Below are 15,729 nucleotides of genomic sequence, written 5' to 3'. Positions count from 1 at the left end.
GACACGACCGCGCAGCAGCAGTGCTGCCGGTCGCGACCGACGCCGCCTGGGCATCGGTTGGAACGCTATCCACCGCGCCGGCTCCCGCCGGCACCTCAAGATGGGGATGTCATGGACTGGCTGGCAGTGGCGAGTGGGTTTGCAATCGGTGCCATCGTCGGCTTGACCGGCGTGGGTGGCGGATCGCTGATGACGCCGCTGCTGATGGGCGTCTTCAACCTGAGTGCGCCGGTGGCCATCGGCACCGACCTGTGGTTCGCGGCCATCACCAAGGCCAACGGAACGGTCGCCCACCACCGCCAAGGCCACGTCGACTACGGCATCGTCGGGTGGATGCTGCTGGGCAGCATCCCGGCGACGATCGCAACGATCGTGCTGATGCGCCATACCGGCATGACGAAGGGGGTCAGCCTGCTGATGATGCAGGTGCTGGGCGTGGCCCTGCTGATGACCGCGGCCGCGGTGGCCTGTCGTCCCTTCTGCCACACCGTGGGCCTGAAGCTCGATGCCTTGCTCACGACATCGCGCAAGCGCGCGTTGACCGTGGTCGCCGGGCTGCTGCTGGGAGTGCTGGTGTCGCTCAGCTCGATCGGCGCCGGCGCGATCGGCGCGACCCTGACCCTCGTCCTCTACCCGCGACTTCCCATCCAACGCCTGATCGGAACGGACATCGCCCATGCGGCGGTGCTCACGCTTGTCGCGGGCCTGGGGCATGCGGCCCTCGGGAACGTCAACTGGCCGTTGCTCGCCAGCCTGCTGGTCGGATCCCTGCCCGGCATCTGGCTGGGCGCGCGATTGATCAGATCCCTGCCGGAAAAGGTGACACGCGGGTTGTTGTGCGTGTCTCTGTTGACTGCCGGCCTCCGCGTCATCCATTGAGCGCGGACGCCCGGCAACGAAGGACCCCATGAAACGACATGACGACCCCTCCCTTTGCGATCTCGTTGCGGTGCTCCCGGACGAAGCGGCCGCCGGCGGGCCACTCGAACGCGAGCGTCCCCGTTCGCGCGCCGTGCCCGAGCGGGTGACAGCCCACCTCGATCAATCCCACCTCGACTGGCTCGAGGAAGAAGCCATCTTCATCCTGCGCGAGACCGTCGCCGCGTTCGAGCGCCCTGCCCTGCTGTTCTCGGGCGGCAAGGATTCCTGCGTGGTGCTGCGCCTGGCCGAGAAGGCCTTCAAGACCAARGGCGCCGATGGTGAGTTCAAGGGCCGCCTGCCGTTCCCGCTGCTGCACGTCGACACCGGCCACAACTTTCCGGAAGTGATCGAGTTTCGCGACCGCCGCATCGCCGAGATGGGCGAGCGCCTGGTGGTCGGCCACCTCGAAGACTCGATCAAGCGCGGCACGGTGCGCCTGTCGCACCCGCTGGANCGCGACCGCCGCATCGCCGAGATGGGCGAGCGCCTGGTGGTCGGCCACCTCGAAGACTCGATCAAGCGCGGCACGGTGCGCCTGTCGCACCCGCTGGAGTCGCGCAACGGCCACCAGACGGTGGCGCTGCTCGAAGCSATCGAGGAACACCGCTTCGACGTGCTGATGGGCGGYGCSCGCCGCGAYGAAGAGAAGGCCCGCGCGAAGGAGCGCATCTTCTCGCACCGCGACAGCTTCGGCCAATGGCAGCCGAAGGAGCAGCGCCCCGAGCTGTGGACGCTGTTCAACACCCGCATCAAGCCGGGCGAGCACATGCGCGCGTTCCCGATCAGCAACTGGACCGAACTCGACGTGTGGCTGTACATCGCCCGCGAGAACATCCCGCTGCCGAACCTGTACTACGCGCACGACCGCCAGGTGATCCGCCGCAAGGGCCTGCTGGTGCCGCTGACCGAGGTGACGCCGCCCGAGGCCGGCGAGGTGGTCGAGACCGCCGAGGTGCGCTTTCGCACSGTCGGCGACATGACCTGCACCTGCCCGGTCGAGAGCCCGGCCGCCAACGCGACCGAGATCGTCGCCGAGACGCTGAAGGTGACGGTCAGCGAACGCGGYGCGACCCGCATGGACGACCGCACSTCSGAYGCGTCGATGGAACGCCGCAAGAAAGAGGGCTACTTCTGATGAGCACCCCGCAAGTTCAAGTGAAAGACCACCGCGCCTTGCGCTTCCTSACCGCCGGCAGCGTCGACGACGGCAAGAGCACGCTGATCGGCCGGCTGCTGTTCGACAGCCGCGCGATCCTGGCCGACCAGCTCGACACGCTGGAGAAGCGCGCCGCCGGSGCGCCGATCGACCTGTCGCTGCTGACCGACGGGCTGGAGGCCGAGCGCGAGCARGGCATCACGATCGACGTGGCCTACCGCTACTTCGCGACCCGGCAGCGCAAGTTCATCATCGCCGACGCCCCCGGCCACGAGCAGTACACCCGCAACATGGTGACGGCCGCGGCCGGCAGCGATGCGGCCGTSGTRCTGGTCGACATCACCAAGCTCGACACCCACGCCAGCCCGATGCCGCTGCTGGCGCAGACGCGCCGCCATGCGCTGCTGGCGCACCTGCTGCGCGTGCCGAGCATCGTGTTCGCGGTCAACAAGCTCGAYGCGGTCAGCGACCCGGCGCAGGCCTTYGCSGCSACGAAGACCGCGCTGCTGGCGTTCGCGCAGCAGGCCGGCATYGCGGTGGCCGGCGTGATCCCGGTGTCGGCGCTGCGCGGCGACAACGTCACGCAGCCGCTGGCCGCCGACTGGTACGACGGCCCGTCGCTGCTGCAGCTGCTGGAAGCCTTGCCNATCCCGGTGTCGGCGCTGCGCGGCGACAACGTCACGCAGCCGCTGGCCGCCGACTGGTACGACGGCCCGTCGCTGCTGCAGCTGCTGGAAGCCTTGCCGGCACTGCAGGAGCGCAAGGACGGTGACCTGTTGATCCCGGTGCAGTACGTGTCGCGCGAAGGCGAAGGCACCGGCAACCAGCCGCGCACGCTGTACGGCCGCGTGGCCCACGGCCGSGTGAAGGCCGGCGACACGGTGCAGGTCTTCCCGAGCAACCAGACCGCGGTGGTGGCCGAGGTGCGGCTGGCCGGCGATGTGGCCGACGTGGTGGAGGCCGGCCAGTCGGCGGGCGTCGTGCTCGACCGGCAGCTCGACGTCTCGCGCGGCGACTGGATCGCGACGCCGTCGACCATCCACGAGACGCAGCGCTTCAGCGCGACGCTCGCCTGGCTCGACACCGAGCCGGCCGTCGTCGGTCGCAAGTACTGGGTGCGCCACGGCAACCGCTGGGTGCAGGCACGCATCACCGCGATCGAGAGCCGGCTCGACATCCACACGCTGGAAGCGACCGAAGCGCACCAGCTGGCCGTCAACGAGATCGGCCACGTGATCGTCGAGACACAGCAGGCGCTGCCGGTCGAGGCGTACGAGTCGAACCGCGTCGGCGGCTCGCTGATCATCGTCGACCCGGCGACCAATCGCACCAGCGGGGCATTGCTGGTCAATGAACGTTCGCCGTCCTGAGAGGCTTGCTCGCGCCATGACTCCTTCCACGCATTCCCTTGTCCGGGCGCGTCCGTGCCATGTCGACGCCGATGCCCCTGCGGTGGCACGCGGCGCGACATGTCTCAACGTGGTGAAGCACCCGAGCCTGGTCTCGGCGACGGAGCGGCACACCTTGCTGCGCCAGCAGCCGGCGACGGTCTGGTTGACAGGCCTCAGCGGCGCAGGCAAATCCACCCTGGCCTATGCGGTGGAGCGCCGGCTGCATGCCCAGGGGCACCTGGGATTCGTGCTGGACGGCGACAACATCCGCCACCACCTCAGCAGCGATCTTGGCTTCTCGCCCGCAGAACGGCGCGAGAACATCCGGCGTGTCGCGGAAGTTGCCGCGCTGATGAACGACGCGGGGCTGATCGTGTTCACCGCGCTCATTTCGCCGCGGCAGGAAGACAGGGAACAAGCCCGGTCCATCATCGGCGACGCGAGGTTCATCGAAGTCCATGTCAGCACGGCGCTGGCCGTTTGCGAAGCACGGGACCCGAAAGGTCTCTATGAAAAGGCCCGCGCGGGCGCCATCCCCCATTTCACCGGCGTGTCGGCACCGTACGAGACCCCGCAGTCTCCCGCGCTGCGCATCGACACCGACCTGCACAGCCCCGATCAATCAGCAGAGAAGCTGATGGACTTTCTTGTCGGTCGCTGCGCCATCGTGTCATGACGCCGATCCAGCCATTCGCATCGTCGGACCGCCCGGGCCACCTGCCGGCGGTGGACCTGTTCAATGGCGACGCCGACGGCATCTGCAGCCTGCACCAATTGCGCATGGCCGAGCCGCGTGCAGCGCAGCTCGTCAGTGGCGTCAAGCGCGACATCGATCTGCTGGGGCAATGGGGCGACTCGAACCCGCCCAGCGACCTGACCGTGCTGGACGTGTCGTTCGACAGGAACGAAGTCGGCGTGCGCCGCGCACTGGAGGCCGGCGGGCGCGTGCGCTACTTCGATCACCATTCGGCACGCAGCCTGTTCTGCCACCCGCGCCTGGAAAGCCACATCGATCCTTCCGCGGACGTCTGCACGGCCTTGCTGGCAGACCGCCACTTGGGCGGCCGCTTTCGCGAGTGGGCCGTCGTGGGAGCCTTCGGCGACGGCTTGTTCGAGGTTGCGCGCCGTCTTGCCTCGCAGCGCGGTCTCGGCACGAACGAGACGGCGAGCCTCGAGCAGCTGGGGCAGCTTCTGAACTACAACGCCTACGGCGAAGCCGTGGAAGACCTGCACTTCCCGCCGATCGACCTCTACCGGGCGGTGCACCACTTCGAGAGCCCATTCGGTTTCATCGCCGATGCGGACGAATACCGCCACCTGGCCGCCGGCCGCGCCGACGATCAGCATCACCTCGAAACGCTCGAGCCCCATTGGCGAAGCACCGATGGCGACGTCTACCTGCTGCCGGGTACGGCATGGGCCCGGCGGCTTTCCGGAACGCTGGCGAACCGCCTCTCGCGCGACGAGCCGCACAGGTCGTTCGCGGTGCTCACGCGCCGTTCGGACGGCCACTTCCTGGTCAGCGTCCGATCGCCTGCGCAGTGCAGGCCGGCGGAAGCGTTGTGCCGACTCTATCCGGGTGGCGGTGGACGGCATGCGGCCGCCGGCATCGATCGGCTGCCGGCGACCGAACTGGAGCAGTTCATCGCCGACTTTTCAAATCACATCACAGGGAAACCATCATGACCCGTCAGCCAGCCACCTCCACGTCCCATCCGGGCCGCCCTCGCCCGCTTTTGATGGTGCCGTTGCGTCGATGCGGCAGCCATGCGCTGAGACTCCGGCTGAATTTCAGTGACGGGTTCTATTCGCCGTATCCGCTGCACATCGTCGATTTCATGCCGCTGGTTCCGCTCTACGGCGACCTGGCCGAGGACCGCAACTACTTCCAGCTCGTCGTGGACGTCGTCGGCCTGCAGGCCGCCAGCATGGTGAAGTGGCCCGACGTCGCGTTCGATCCGGGCGAGATCTTCGACGCCATCAAGGACGAGAAGCGCAGCGTGCATCGCGTGGTGTGGGAGCTGCTGCTGCGCAGCGGCGAACAGCAGCACGCCCGCGTCGTGATGGACAAGTCCCTCGACAGCATCCACTACGCCGCCGAGTTGATGGAGCTCTTCCCGGACATGTTGTTCCTGAACGTGGTGCGGGACCCGCGCGCCCAGGTGGCGTCGATGAACCGCGCGATCATCCACGACTTCGACAGCACGCTCAATGCGATGACGTGGGTCGCCGCGCATGATGCGGCCCAGCGCCTCGTCCACACGCATCCAGAGCGCGTGCTCACCATCCGGTACGAGGATTTCCTCGCCGACCAGGAGCTGGTGCTGCGCGGCATCTGCGACTTCATCGGCCTGGACTTCCTGCCGCAGATGCTCGACGTGGCAGCTTCCACTGAAGCACGGCAGATGTCGAAGCTGTCGGATCTGTGGTCCTCCAACTGCTTCGGTCCCATCCCGGCAAACCGGGACAAGTTCAAGAGCCAGCTGAGCGTCGACGAAATCGAGGTCATCGAAACGGTGGCGACGGAGCACATGCGCTCCTACGGCTATGAATTCATGACCGACGCGAACGCTCCCATTCCGGACGAAGCGGTTCTCGCATCGCGCGCGCAGCGATCCGCGGTGGGCCGGGCGCAGGCCTGGAGCCAACTCAGCAGCACCAACTACCGCGACTTCGTTCTGCGGCGGGTCAGGGCGGACCACCTTGCCGCCGTGCGCGAGCGCTTGAACCTCGCACATCAGTCCCGGTTGCATGCCGCAACTGCAGCCACATGACGTGGTGGCCATTGCAATTCGTGCCGCGGGGCGGCATACGGCAATGCCAATGCACCATGGGCGATCTGGTGAATGCTGAAGCCTGCGCTGAGGTCGACGGTCGTCATGCCTGCTGCGTCTCGGCCGATTTCGCCTGGGGCCTCTGACGGGCCGCAACCCCCGCGACGAAGAGGCCGAATGCGTCGAGCAGTGGCCCGGCGTCGAAGGACCGGCCCTCCAGCGTCGCCAGCGCCTGCACGGTAGCCTCCAGTGTCGAGACCTGGTCGGCTCGCCGAGCCGCGCGAATCGCCCTGTAACGGGTCGGCGCTGGCGCGTCCAGCGACAGCCGTGGCAGCGCCGCCAGGGCCGGGTGCTCCAGAAGCATGCGCAGGCTCTTGCGCCATGTCGCATCGATGACCACCAGGCGCACCGACGCACCCGCCGCCGTCCCGGCGGCCGACGACGCCGGGGCCATGGGCACGTCCGGGTAGAGCAGCCGCGTGTCCATCCCGGGCCTCTGCAACAGCGCCGCCAACGCCCCCGGCTCGAAGCGCTCGCCAACGACCACTTCGCAATGCGCCAGGGACAGACGCAACAGCGCGACGCTGTTCTTGGCCTGCCGCTGTTCCCGCGGGTGCTGCAGGACCAGCACTTCGGTTCGATGGGCGGTCGCCCTTGTCAGCGCACACAGGCACGCCACCTGCGGCCGCAGGCAGCGCGCGCAAGCCACGCGGCAGAGGGTTGATGCACCGTTCACGCCGGCATGGTCGCACGTCGGCCGGCCGATCGACCAGGTCAACACGAAGGCGTGGAAGGCTGAGCTCCGGCGACTACACCGGAAGATCGAGGCTCCCGGCCGAACAGTGCCAAGTCCTCGATCGCGTTGGTAGGCCGTGTTGGACTTGAACCAACGACCAAAGGATTATGAGTCCTCTGCTCTGACCAACTGAGCTAACGGCCCCTCGGGAAAGGAGCGCCGATTGTAGGTGTGCAGCTCGCGCCGCTGTGCAGCCGAACGGACCTACTTCTGGCTCAGCGCATTGCTGACCAGCCGCGACGTGATGTCGACGATCTGGATCATCCGGTCGTACGCCATCCGCGTCGGCCCGATCACCCCCAGCGTACCGACCACCTGCCCGTTCACCTCGTACGGCGCGGACACCACCGACAGCTCCTCGAACGGCACCACCATGCTCTCGCCGCCGATGTAGATGCGCACGCCTTCGGCGCGGCTGCTCACGTCGAGCAGGCGCATCAGCTGCGTCTTCTGCTCGAACAGGTCGAAGAGCTTGCGCAGCGAGCCCATGTCGCTGCTGAAGTCCTGCACCGTCAGCAGGTTGCGCTCGCCGGAGATCACCACCTGCTCCTGGCTGTCGGCCATCGCCTCGCTGCCGGCCTGCACGGCCGCCTGCATCAGCGCCGCGATCTCGCCGCGCAACGCATCGACCTCGCTCTTCAGCCGCTCGCGCACTTCTTCGATCGTCAGGCCGGCGTACTGCGCCGTCAGGTAGTTGCTCGCCTCGATCAGCTGGCTCTGCGTGTAATCCTGCGCGGTGAAGATCACCCGGTTCTGCACGTCGCCATCGGGCGCCACCAGGATCACCAGCACCCGCTTCTCCGACAGCCGCAGGAACTCGATGTGGTGGAACACGCTCGCCTTGCGCGGCGCCGTCACGACGCCGACGAAGCTCGACAGGCTGGACAGCAGCTGCGCCGCGTTCGCGATCACCCGCTGCGGCTGGTCGGGCTGCAGCTGCGGCTGCTCGATCGCGGGCGTCGCACGCGCCAGGTCGAGCGGCTGCGCGGTCAGCATCGTGTCGACGAACAGGCGGTAACCACGCGCCGTCGGGATGCGCCCCGCACTGGTGTGGGGGCTCGCGATCAGCCCCAGTTCTTCCAGGTCGGCCATCACGTTGCGGATGGTGGCCGGCGACAGGTCGAGCCCGGAAGCCCGCGACAGCGTGCGCGACCCCACCGGTTGTCCGTCGGCGATGTAGCGTTCGACCAGCGCTTTCAGCAGTGTTTTGGCTCGCTCGTCCAGCATGGTTTCATTGTAGGCGCGAGGCCGGTTTGCGCCCCGGTTTCCAGGGGGCGCTGTGGTGTAATCCCGCGCATGCCGACCCGTTTTCGACACGCAGCGCTGGTGGGAAAGTACCAGGCCCTCGGCATGCGCGGGGTGCTGCAGGACATCGCGCAATTCCTGGGCCGGCAAGGCCTCGAGGTCTCGCTCGAAGCCGAAACGGCACTCAACACCGGCATGACCGACTACCCGGCGCTGACGCCCGAACAGCTCGGCCAGCACTGCGACCTCGCGGTGGTGGTCGGCGGCGACGGCACGATGCTCGGCATCGCTCGCCAGCTCGCCCGCTTCAACCTGCCGCTGGTCGGCATCAACCAGGGCCGCCTGGGCTTCATCACCGACCTGCCGATCGACCAGTTCGAGGAAGCCCTCGCCCCGATGATCGCCGGCGACTACGAAGAAGAACGCCGCACCATGCTCGAAGGCGGCGTCTGGCGCGATGGCCGGGTGATCTTCGAAGGCATCGCGATGAACGACGTGGTCGTCAGCCGCGGCGCCACCGCCAGCATGGTGCAGCTGAAGATCGACATCGGCGACGAATTCGTCGCCAACCACCGGGCCGACGGCCTGATCGTCGGCTCGCCGACCGGCTCCACCGCCTATGCGCTGTCGGCCGGCGGCCCGATCCTGCACCCGGGCATCGCCGGCTGGGTGCTGGTGCCGATCGCGCCGCACGACCTTTCCAACCGCCCGATCGTGCTGCCCGACATCGGCGAGATCTGCATCGAGATCCTCGCCGGCCGCGATGCGAGCGTCAGCTTCGACATGCAAAGCCTCGCGAGCCTGCTGCACGGCGACCGCATCGTCGTGCGCCGCTCGGCGCACCAGGTGCGCTTCCTGCACCCGCGCGGCTGGAGCTACTACGCCACGCTGCGCGGCAAACTGCACTGGAACGCCGGACTGTGACCCCATCATGCTGAAACGACTCGCGCTGCGCGACTTCGTCATCGTGACCTCGCTCGAGGTCGAACTGGCCGGCGGCTTTTCGGTGCTGACCGGCGAGACCGGCGCCGGCAAATCGATCCTGATCGACGCGCTGCAGCTCGCGCTCGGCAGCCGCGGCGACGCCGGCGTGGTGCGCGAAGGCGCGGCCCGCGCCGACATCACGGCCGAGTTCGACGCGCCCGCCAGCCTCGCGGCCTGGCTCGACGACGCCGGCTTCGACAGCGCCGACACGCTGCTGCTGCGCCGCGTCATCGATGCGCAGGGCAAGAGCCGCGCGTGGGTCAACGGCAGCCCGGCCACCGTCGCACAGCTGCGCGAGGCGGCCGATCACCTGGTCGACATCCACGGCCAGCACGCCTGGCAGAGCCTCACCCGCAGCGCGTCGGTGCGCGCATTGCTCGACGCCTATGCCGGTGTCGACGTCGCGCCGCTCGGCGCCGTCTGGTCGCGCTGGAAGGCCACCGGCGATGCGCTCGACAAGGCGCGCAGCCAGCAGGCCGACCTCGAACGCGAGCGCGAGCGCCTGGCCTGGCAGATCGGCGAGCTCGACAAGCTGGGCCCCGAAGCCGACGAGTGGGAGACGCTGAATGCCGACCACCAGCGGCTGTCGAACTCGCAGGCGCTGATGGACGCCGCCCGCCACGCGCTCGACGCGCTCAGCGAGGCCGAGGTCAACGCCGAATCGCTGACCAGCGCCGCCGCCGATGCGCTCGGCAACATGGCCGAATTCGACGCCCGCCTCGCCGGCGTGGCCGAGGTGCTGCAGAGCGCGCAGGCGCAGCTGCAGGACGCCGCGCACACGCTCAGCGGCTACCTGCACCACACCGAGCTGGAGCCGGAGCGGCTGCAGGAGCTCGACGAGCGCCTGTCCGCCTGGGTCAGCCTGGCACGCCGCTACCGCCGCGCGCCGGCCGAGCTGCCGGCACTGCTCGACCAGTGGAAGGGCGAGCTGCGCACGCTCGACGCCGCCACCGACCTCGACGCGCTCGACGCGGCGCTCGCGCAGGCGCATGCCGCGTTCAGCGCCGAGGCGAAGCGCGTGTCCGCGGCGCGCAAGACGGCGGCGCCGAAGCTGGCCGCCGCCGTCACGCAGGCGATGCAGCAGCTCGGCATGGCCGGCGGCCGCTTCGAGGTCGCCCTCACCGCCCAGGAAGCACCGCAGTCCTTCGGCCTCGAATCGGCCGAGTTCCTGGTCGCCGGCCATGCCGGCAGCACGCCGCGGCCGATGGGCAAGGTCGCGTCGGGCGGCGAGCTGTCGCGCATCGCGCTGGCGATCGCGGTGACGACCAGCCAGCTGTCGCAAGGCGGCGATGCCGCCGGCACGCTGATCTTCGACGAGATCGATTCCGGCGTCGGCGGCGCGGTGGCCGACACCGTCGGCCGGCTGATGAAGCAGCTCGGCCGCGACCGCCAGGTGCTCGCGGTCACCCACCTGCCGCAGGTCGCCGCCTGTGCCGATCACCATTACGTCGTCTCGAAGCGCACCGAATCCGGCAGCACGCACAGCGACATCGATGCCGTCGCCGGCGAGGTGCGCGTCGCCGAGATCGCGCGCATGCTGGGCGGCGAGCGCCTGTCGGACACCAGCCTCGCGCATGCGCAGGAGATGCTGTCGGTGGCCGCCGACACGATCGCGCCCGCACCGCGCGGCCGCAAGAAGCCATGAGCGCGCTCCCGCCCGACGCCACGCCCGACATCGCGCCGGCCGCACCGGCGGCCGAGCCGACGCCGCCCGCCGTCGCGCCGCACGAGGTCGTGCTCGTCACCGGCATCTCCGGTTCGGGCAAGTCGGTCGCGCTGCATGCGCTCGAAGACGCCGGCTTCTTCTGCGTCGACAACCTGCCGCCCGAGCTGCTGCGCGACTTCCTGCGGCTCGAGCACGAGCGCTCGATGCGCCGCGTCGCGATCGCGGTCGACGTGCGCAGCGCCGGCTCGCTGCCCCACCTGCTGCCGCTGATCGCCGAACTGCGCGCCGAAGGCACCGCGATCCGCTCGGTGTTCCTCGATTCGAACACCGACACGCTGGTGCGCCGCTTCTCCGAATCGCGCCGCCCGCACCCGCTGTCGCAAGAGGCGTCGGCGCTGTCGCCGGGCCGCCGCAAGGACGACCGCGCGGCCGACGGCCACCGCGCACTCACCGAGGCGATCGAACTCGAACGCGAACTGCTGGCCGAATTGCGCGAGGTCTCCACCGTCGTCGACACCAGCCAGCTGCGCCCGGCCCAGCTGCGGCTGTGGATGCGCGACCTGGTGAAGGCGATGGCGCACCGGCTGACGCTGGTGTTCGAGTCGTTCGCGTTCAAGCACGGCGTGCCGCTCGACGCCGATTTCGTCTTCGACGTGCGCATCCTGCCGAACCCGCACTACATCCGCGAGCTGCGCCCGCAGACCGGCCGCGATCCCGAAGTCGCGGCCTACCTCGAGGCCCAGCCCGAAGTGGCCGAGATGCTGGCGCAGATCGAATCCTTCATCGCACGCTGGCTGCCGTCGTTCGAACGCGACCAGCGCAGCTATCTGACGGTGGCCATCGGTTGCACCGGTGGCCAGCACCGCTCGGTCTACCTGACCGAATCCCTGGCGAAGCGATTTGCCGCGCGCAGCGGTACATTGATTCGCCACCGCGAGCTCGACGCCCGCGATTGAGAACGCGGCCCACCCGGCCGCCCCGTTGAATGACTGCCGACACCTCCACCATCGACATTCCGTTGTTCCCGCTTCAGGCGGTGCTGTTTCCTGGCGGGCTGCTGAGCCTGAAGGTGTTCGAAGCGCGTTACCTCGACCTGATGAGCGCCTGCCTGCGCGAGAACACGCCGTTCGGTGTCGTCGCGCTGCGCCAGGGCGGCGAGGTGCGCAAGCCCGGCGAACCGGTCGCGCTCGAAGAGACCGGCACGCTGGCCGAGCTGATCGAGGTCGACAGCGCGCAGCCGGGCATCCTGCAGGTGCGCTGCCGCGGCACCCGGCGCTTCGCGGTGAACCGGATGCGCCAGCAAGCCGACGGCCTGTGGCTGGCCCAGGTCGAGATGCTGGCCGACGACGAGGCCTCGCTGCCGGTCGACGCGATGATCGAGACGGTGCGTGGCCTGGCCAACGCGATCGCGACGCTGAAGCAGCAGGGCGCGGAACCGTTCCTGAAGCCCTTCCTGTTCGACAACGCCGGCTGGGTCGCGAACCGCTGGTGCGAGATCCTGCCGATCTCGCTGGCCGCCAAGCAGAAACTGATGGAGCTGCCCGACGCCGTGGTGCGGCTTCAGCTGGTCGACGAATTCCTGCGCAGCAAGGGCGTCGTCAAGTAGGCGCCGTCAAGCGGGCGGCGTGGTCGTCAGCAGCTTGCGCAGCGGGGCCGGCAGGCCCATCGCGAGCGCCTCGGGCAGCGTGACCCAGTCGCCGCGTTGCTCGCCGTCCGCCAGCGTCGCGGTGATCGCGGCCACCTCGTTTTCGGTGGCATCGGCCGGCAAGGTCCAGCGCACCGGCTGCAGCGTCCAATCGAGGTGGGTCAGCACGTGCGTGAACATCGGCAGCCCCTGCGGCGTGCCGGGCCAGTCGGCCGATGCCGCGTCGAGCGCGTCGGGCGTATCGAACTCCGGCAGGCTCCACAGCCCGGCCCACACCCCGCTGCCGGGCCGCTGCAGCAGCCACAGCCGTTCGCCCCATTGCAGCCACAGCCAGGTGTTGCTGCGCCGGCCGCGCTTCAGCTTGCGCGTCTTCACCGGGTAGCGCTCCGGCGCGCCGTCGCGCAACGCCTGGCAGCCGGCCTGCACCGGGCACAGCAGGCAGCTCGGCGAGCGCGTGACGCAGACGGTGGCGCCGAGGTCCATCAGCCCCTGCGTGTAGGCCTCGATGCCCTCATCGGGCAGCTGGCGCGTCGCCTCGTCCCACAGCGCGCGCTCCTGGCGCGCCTCGGCCAGGTCGCCGTCGAAGCCGAGGAAGCGCGTCAGCACGCGCTTGACGTTGCCGTCGAGGATCGCGACCCGCTCGCCGAAGCAGAACGCCGCGATCGCCGCCGCGGTCGAGCGGCCGATGCCCGGCAGCTGCTGCAGCACCGCGCTGCTGCGCGGGAACGCGCCGCCGTGCTCGGCCACCACCGCTTTCGCGCAGGCGTGCAGGTTGCGCGCGCGGCTGTAGTAGCCCAGGCCGCTCCACAGCGCGAGCACGTCGTCCTGCGACGCCGCGGCCAGCGCCTGCACATCGGGAAAGCGTTCGAGGAAGCGCGCGTAGTAGCCCAGCACCGTCGTGACCTGGGTCTGCTGCAGCATGATCTCGGACAGCCACACGCGGTACGGGTCGCGCGACTGCTGCCACGGCAGCGCATGGCGGCCGTGCGTCCGCTGCCACGCGATCAGCGGTTTCGCGAAACTGTCCTGCAGCGTCAATTCAAGCTTGGGCCGCGTACAGCGGCATGGCGCCGCTGGGTGACGCACTCGCCGTGCCGGTCAGCTCGCGCTGCGCCTGCTGCTTCAGGCGGTTGCCGAGTTCGGTGCTGCGCGTCTGCAGTTGCTGCAGTTGCGCATCCTGTGCTTCCAGCTCGGCCAGGCGCTGCTCCAGGTCGCCTGCGGCCGACTGGATGCGCTCCAGCGCCTCGCGGCGCCGGCGGAACCCGCGGCGGCGTTCGCGCAGCTGCGAATCGACCTGGGCCGATGCGGTCTTGTTCCACAGCTCGAATTCGCCGCTGGCGTTCTCGAACACCACGCGCAGCTTCGACACCAGCATGCGGCGGAACTGCTCCATGAACTTCGGCTGCGACAGCCGCAGCGCCTGCGTCAGCCCGAGGTACTGCACGTAGTTGCGCTGGATCAGCGTCAGGTCGTTGATGAAGCGCCCGAAGTCCGGCGCCTTCGTGATCGCCAGGCTGAAGCCGAACTCGGCGTTCAGCTTCGCGAACGACGCGCCGAGCATGTCGTGGATCTCGGCGCCGCGCACCTGCGCCGCTTCGAGCAGCTCGCGCAGGCGGCCGCACAGCGCGATGAAGGCCTTCTTCGCGCCCAGGTGCAGCAGCGACGCGGTCATCGCGTTCTGCATCTCGATCACTTCCTGGCGCAGGCGGTCGCTGGTCAGGTCGAGCAGCGCGTTCTTCAGCATGCGGCTGTGCACCATGCGCATCGCCTGCAGCCGCGCGGTGCACTGTTCGAACTCGGCGGTCTCGGCCTGCACGCGTTCCAGCATCATGCGCACCTTGGCGCCGCTCTTGCCGCGCAGCCCGCGCAGCTCGAGCACCTGCTCGGCCATCTGCCGGCGGCGGTCGCCCAGGCGCCGGTTGACCTGCGCCTCCATGCGCTGGGCGGATTCCATCACCGTCTGCTGGAAGGCCTCGCGGCGCTGCGGCAGCAGCTGCGCGCCGAGCGCTTCTTCGAGGAACGGCAGGCGGCTCTGCGCCAGGCCGGCGGCATCGCCGTCGATGCGCGCGGCCAGCGCCTGGCGCGCCGACAGCGGGAACACCCGCTCGCTCGCGACATCGAGCGTGCGCGCGGTCGACTGGCGCTGCTGCTCGATCTGCCCCTGCACATGCTCGACGGTGGCCAGCGGGTCCAGCAGCGCGTCGATCTTGTTCAGCACGACGAAGGCCGAACTGGACGGCGAGCCAAGGTGGTCGCGCCAGATCGTCATGTCGGATTTGGTGACGCCGGTGTCGGCGCCGAGGATGAAGACGATCGCGTGCGCCGCCGGCAGCAGGCTCAGCGTCAGCTCGGGTTCGGCGCCGATCGCGTTCAGGCCCGGCGTGTCCAGCACCACCAGGCCGCGTTGCAGCAGCGGGTGCGGGTAGTTGATCATCGCGTGGCGCCAGGCCGGCACCTCGACCTCGCCGGCGTCGTTCGTCGGCGGGTTGTCCTCGCCGTTGTCGTCGCTCCAGAAGCCGAGCGCACGCGCATCGTCGACCGACACCCACTGCGTGCGCATCACTTCGCGCAGCGCCTCGGTCAGCTGGTCGGGCGACTGGATGTCGAGCGGGATGTGGCCCCAGGCCTTCGGCTGCCCGCGCAGTTCAGCCAGCGACAGGCCTTCGAGGCGGGTCGCGATCGGCAGCAGCGCGAGCGCCGGTGCCTCGCCGGCTTCGTAGCCCAGTTCCACCGGGCACATCGTCGTGCGGCCCGGCGTGGCCGGCAGCACGCGGCGGCCGGTGTCGGAGAAGAAGATCGCATTGATCAGCTCGGACTTGCCGCGCGAGAACTCCGCGACGAAGGCCACCACGAGCTTCTCGCCCACCAGGTTGCGGCGCAGTGCATCCAGCGCTTCGCTGGCCGCGGGATCGGCCAGGTCGTTGTCGGTCAGGAAGCGGCTGTATTCGTCGAGCCGACGTCCGATCGACTGTCGCCACTGGCCCAGCTCATCGACACTGCTAGCAAAGGAAGTTGACATGGGTGGGCGGGCGCGCAAGAAAGTGGCGCGCCGCGCTTTCATGGTAGCGCAAGGTCGTCGGACGACCGCCGGTCGAAACATCTCGACACCCGAGCCCCGCGGGAAGTGTCGATTCCTTGGGGATTGAAGCGC

At 69.1% G+C, this 15,729-nt stretch carries 13 protein-coding genes, 1 tRNA gene and 3 pseudogenes; 12 read left to right on the top strand and 5 right to left on the bottom strand.

From position 1 onward, the window contains the following. The first annotated feature begins 111 nt into the window (after positions 1-111). The 8 genes and pseudogenes from ASC98_RS04235 to ASC98_RS04210 all read left to right on the top strand — a co-directional run bounded on the left by ASC98_RS04235 (position 112) and on the right by ASC98_RS04210 (position 6,242). Positions 112-879: a sulfite exporter TauE/SafE family protein gene (locus tag ASC98_RS04235; protein WP_056805980.1), complete on the top strand. Its 768-nt coding sequence runs from the start codon at positions 112-114 to the stop codon at positions 877-879. A 28-nt stretch (positions 880-907) separates the two neighbouring features. Then, positions 908-1,374, top strand: a pseudogene (locus tag ASC98_RS31490) (phosphoadenosine phosphosulfate reductase family protein); the annotation flags it as partial. A 1-nt stretch (position 1,375) separates the two neighbouring features. Then, positions 1,376-2,056 (top strand): sulfate adenylyltransferase subunit CysD (cysD, locus tag ASC98_RS04230; RefSeq protein ID WP_235581160.1); only part of this gene is annotated, 681 nt, incomplete at its 5' end. Continuing rightward, positions 2,056-2,723, top strand: a pseudogene (locus tag ASC98_RS31485) (GTP-binding protein); the annotation flags it as partial. The gene cysD and the pseudogene ASC98_RS31485, both read left to right, overlap by 1 nt. Before the next feature lies 1 nt (position 2,724). Next, a pseudogene (locus ASC98_RS31480) lies at positions 2,725-3,447 on the top strand (sulfate adenylyltransferase); the annotation flags it as partial. A gap of 16 nt (positions 3,448-3,463) precedes the next feature. Next, the gene (cysC, locus tag ASC98_RS04220; protein WP_082542175.1) at positions 3,464-4,144 is read left to right on the top strand and encodes an adenylyl-sulfate kinase; all 681 of its coding nucleotides are present in this window, start codon (positions 3,464-3,466) and stop codon (positions 4,142-4,144) included. After that, the gene (locus ASC98_RS04215; protein WP_056809767.1) at positions 4,141-5,154 is read left to right on the top strand and encodes a hypothetical protein; all 1,014 of its coding nucleotides are present in this window, start codon (positions 4,141-4,143) and stop codon (positions 5,152-5,154) included. Before cysC ends, ASC98_RS04215 begins: the two co-directional genes overlap by 4 nt. Then, positions 5,151-6,242, top strand: coding sequence for a sulfotransferase (locus ASC98_RS04210; RefSeq protein ID WP_056809765.1), 1,092 nt, complete (start codon positions 5,151-5,153; stop codon positions 6,240-6,242). The genes ASC98_RS04215 and ASC98_RS04210 overlap by 4 nt, the downstream gene beginning before the upstream one ends. 103 nt (positions 6,243-6,345) lie before the next feature. On the opposite strand, the gene ASC98_RS04205 is transcribed toward ASC98_RS04210, so the two are convergent. The 3 genes from ASC98_RS04205 to hrcA form a co-directional block, all read right to left on the bottom strand. Further along, complete coding sequence (locus tag ASC98_RS04205) at positions 6,346-7,020, bottom strand: tRNA-uridine aminocarboxypropyltransferase (RefSeq protein WP_369820477.1); 675 nt, start codon at positions 7,018-7,020, stop codon at positions 6,346-6,348. Positions 7,021-7,105: 85 nt separating this feature from the next. Beyond that, a tRNA-Ile gene (locus ASC98_RS04200) sits at positions 7,106-7,182 on the bottom strand. 60 nt (positions 7,183-7,242) lie between these two features. Then, the gene (gene hrcA / locus ASC98_RS04195) at positions 7,243-8,265 is read right to left on the bottom strand and encodes a heat-inducible transcriptional repressor HrcA (protein ID WP_056809763.1); all 1,023 of its coding nucleotides are present in this window, start codon (positions 8,263-8,265) and stop codon (positions 7,243-7,245) included. A 69-nt stretch (positions 8,266-8,334) separates the two neighbouring features. On the opposite strand from hrcA, the gene ASC98_RS04190 reads away from it, so the two are divergent. From ASC98_RS04190 to ASC98_RS04175, 4 genes are read left to right on the top strand one after another with little or no spacing between them, the layout of a single operon-like run. Beyond that, positions 8,335-9,207, top strand: a complete 873-nt coding sequence (locus ASC98_RS04190; RefSeq protein WP_056809761.1) for an NAD kinase — start codon at positions 8,335-8,337, stop codon at positions 9,205-9,207. Positions 9,208-9,214: 7 nt separating this feature from the next. Then, positions 9,215-10,912 carry a DNA repair protein RecN gene (gene recN, locus ASC98_RS04185; protein ID WP_200953092.1) on the top strand — a complete coding sequence of 566 codons (1,698 nt, stop codon included), beginning with the start codon at positions 9,215-9,217 and terminating at the stop codon, positions 10,910-10,912. Beyond that, positions 10,909-11,889, top strand: coding sequence for an RNase adapter RapZ (gene rapZ / locus ASC98_RS04180; protein ID WP_082542176.1), 981 nt, complete (start codon positions 10,909-10,911; stop codon positions 11,887-11,889). The genes recN and rapZ overlap by 4 nt, the downstream gene beginning before the upstream one ends. 29 nt (positions 11,890-11,918) lie before the next feature. Next, positions 11,919-12,539 (top strand): LON peptidase substrate-binding domain-containing protein, encoded by a 621-nt coding sequence (locus ASC98_RS04175; RefSeq protein ID WP_056809759.1) that lies wholly within the window; start codon positions 11,919-11,921, stop codon positions 12,537-12,539. Between the two features lie 6 nt (positions 12,540-12,545). On the opposite strand, the gene mutY is transcribed toward ASC98_RS04175, so the two are convergent. Together mutY and ASC98_RS04165 are read right to left on the bottom strand one after the other, a co-directional pair. Then, positions 12,546-13,616, bottom strand: a complete 1,071-nt coding sequence (mutY, locus tag ASC98_RS04170; protein ID WP_369820478.1) for an A/G-specific adenine glycosylase — start codon at positions 13,614-13,616, stop codon at positions 12,546-12,548. A 1-nt stretch (position 13,617) separates the two neighbouring features. Further along, positions 13,618-15,597, bottom strand: coding sequence for a dynamin family protein (locus ASC98_RS04165; RefSeq protein WP_056809757.1), 1,980 nt, complete (start codon positions 15,595-15,597; stop codon positions 13,618-13,620). Positions 15,598-15,729: the final 132 nt, after the last annotated feature.

It is taken from the genome of Rhizobacter sp. Root1238 (assembly GCF_001425825.1).
Taxonomy (GTDB): Bacteria; Pseudomonadota; Gammaproteobacteria; order Burkholderiales; family Burkholderiaceae_C; genus Rhizobacter.
The sequence above is the reverse complement of the archived record's forward strand: the minus strand, read 5'-3'. Positions and strand labels throughout refer to the sequence as shown.